Source organism: Streptomyces sp. WM4235 (genome assembly GCF_001279725.1).
Taxonomy (GTDB): Bacteria; Actinomycetota; Actinomycetes; order Streptomycetales; family Streptomycetaceae; genus Streptomyces.
Genome location: NZ_LGDE01000137.1, coordinates 1 through 2,722, shown reverse-complemented (window position 1 = coordinate 2,722; position 2,722 = coordinate 1). Strand labels below are relative to the sequence as shown.

At 69.1% G+C, this 2,722-nt stretch carries 2 protein-coding genes; one reads left to right on the top strand and one right to left on the bottom strand.

Annotated elements, in window-relative coordinates:
* Positions 1 to 1,639 (bottom strand): asparagine synthase (glutamine-hydrolyzing) (gene asnB, locus ADK55_RS13245; RefSeq protein ID WP_159041379.1); only part of this gene is annotated, 1,639 nt, incomplete at its 3' end.
* A 272-nt stretch (positions 1,640 to 1,911) separates the two neighbouring features.
* Here asnB and ADK55_RS13240 point away from each other — a divergent pair.
* Entirely contained in the window at positions 1,912 to 2,718 is an 807-nt protein-coding gene (locus tag ADK55_RS13240; RefSeq protein ID WP_053678326.1) for a thioesterase II family protein, read from the top strand.
* Positions 2,719 to 2,722: the final 4 nt, after the last annotated feature.

Here is a 2,722-nt window from a genome sequence, read left to right as displayed (position 1 = left end):
CCAGCCGGTCGTACAGCACCTCGTCCGGGACCCGGCCCCGGGCCACCCGGCGCAGGACGGCCTTCTCCCGGCCGTGGGCGACCAGCAGCTCGGGCGGCAGCGCGGTGGCCTGGTCGACCACGGCGCGACCCAGGAACGGGAACCGCAGCTCGACGCTGTTGGCGAGGGACATCCGGTCGCCGTGGTCACCCAGCAGGTGGTCGGCGAGCCGCAGGTGGAAGTCCAGGTACGACCGCTGGTGCAGCGGGTGACGTCCCCTCAGCATGTCCGGCTCGACGAGGCGTTGCGTGGTGACGGAGAACCCGTCGAAGGCGTCGGCGAGATCCTCGGCGTACAGGTCGCGGCGGAACTCGTGGGCGGGCAGCTGGTCCTGCTCGTACCCGATGTCGAGTCCCCACATCCGGTGCCGGATCTCCCGCTCCAACTCGGCGTCCAGGCCGCTGAGACGGCTTCCGCCGAGGCCCGCGGCGTCGAAACGGTATCCGGGGTAGCCGCCGAAGAGTTCGTCGGCGCCCTCGCCGGTCAGGACGGCGACCGTGCCGTCGTCCCGCACGGCCGCCGAGAGGAGCATGGAGCTGACGTTGTACGACTCGCGGACCGGTGTCTCGCTGTGCCGGACCATGGCGGTGAACCGCCGGGCCAGGTCCGTGTGTCGGATCGGCACCTCGTGGTGATCGGTGCCCAGTCGGCCGGCGACGAGCCGCTGGTGCGGGCTCTCGTCGAAGTCGTGGTCGGGGAAGACGGCGGAGTAGCTGGGCCAACGGTGCCCGGGGCGCGCGGCGGCCGCGAAGGCGCCGATGAGGCTGGAGTCCAGGCCGCCGCTCAGGTACAGGCCGACCGGGACGTCGGCCGCGAGCCGGGTGCCGACCGATTCCTCCAGCAGCGTCTCCAGGTGCCGCGCGGTTTCGTCCAGTCGCCCGTCGAGGGCGTCGGCCGGGACCGGCTCCAGATCGCCGGCCTGCGGGAAGTCCAGGTCCCAGTACCGTTCGACGCGCACGCCGGAGGAGTCGGCGACGAGCCGTTCACCGGGGCGCAGGGCGTGGATCCCCTCGAACATGGTCCGCGGGCTGACCAGGCCCGGCAGGGTCATCACCTGGTCCAGGCCGCGCAGATCCACCTCGGGACGTACGGCGGGATGGCGCAGAATCGCCTTGATTTCCGAGCCGAAGACGAGGAGGCCGTCCACGACCGTGTAGAAGAGCGGCACGATGCCGGCATGGTCGCGCGCCAGCAACAGCCTCCCGGCGACCGCGTCGTGCAGCGCGAAGGCGAACTGCCCGTCGAGGTGGGCGGTCAGGTCGTCCCCGTACTCGCGGTACAGGTGGACCAGGACCTCGGTGTCGCACGCGGAGCGGAAACGGTGCCCGCGGGCGTGCAGCACGGAGCGCAATGCGCGGTGATTGTAGATTTCGCCATTGCAGACGGAAACGATGTTTCCGTCCTCCGAGGAATGTGGCTGATTCCCTCGTTCGAGGTCGTTCAGCGCCAATCTGCGAAAGCCGAGCGCAATTCCTTCACGGACGTGAAATCCGGAGTCATCCGGACCGCGGTGAGTCAGGCACGCGGCCATGTCGCCAACGATTTGCCCGCTGGCTGCTTTCGCCCGATCCAGGCAAAATATACCCGCGATTCCACACACTTCGATAGTCCCCGTTCACACCTGCCCAGTCAACAAAACGGCAGGTCAAGCTGTTTTGCCAGATGAGCTTGGTTCATGAATGAATTTCATGAAACCTTATTCCCCGACCCGCACGCTACCAGGGGGGCACCGTCCCTCCGCAAGACCGCCAGGCATCTTCTTCGCAAATTGTGAGAACGCACTCACTGGCTTGCCAACTCATCCGGCAATAAGCTCGGAAGACGGGCCGTCAAGCCTGTCGACATCACCTCGAACATGAAGGACGGTGCGCCGTGATCGGCCATCTGAACGCCCCCAGGTCCGACCGGAGCCGATGGACGCCGTGGGACTCCGCGCCGGATCCGGACGACACCGCCGGACCGGTCCGTGTCTACTGTCTGCCCCACGCGGGAGGTTCGGCCGGCTCCTACCTGCCCTGGGCGCGTGGTCAACACCAGCCCGGCCTACGGTTCGTTCCGGTGGAGCTGCCCGGCCGAGGCACCCGACTCGCCGAGGAACCGTTGCGCTCCATGGACCAGGTCGTCGACGGACTCCTCGACGTACTCGCCCACCGGCCGGCGGACGAGCGGTTCATGCTCTTCGGCCACAGCATGGGCTCGCAGATCGCCTACGAGACGGCCCGCCGGCTCGCCGCCGAGGAACTGCCCCTGCCGGTCTCCGTGATCGTCTCCGGCGGCAGGCCCCCGGGCGCACCGGCCGTGGCGACGCTCCACGACCTCAACGACGACCGACTGATGAAGGGGATCGTCGAACTCGGCGGCACACCCGCCGAAGTGCTGGAGCATCAGGACCTGGTGGACCTGCTGCTGCCGGTGATCCGCGCCGACCTGACGCTGCTCGCCGACTACACGACACGGGTGCGCCCCACCGTCCTGCCCTGCCCCGTCGTGGCGCTGGGCGGCGCGGACGACAAACTGGCCGGACCGGAGTGGATCAGCGGCTGGCGTTCGACGACGGCCGCCCGCTTCCGCCACCGGATCCTGCCCGGCGACCACTTCTTCCTGCACACGCACCGCGCCGAGGTGATCGCCGAACTGGCCGCCGAGGCCGCCGACCGGGACGCCCCGGGCCACGGCTGACCGT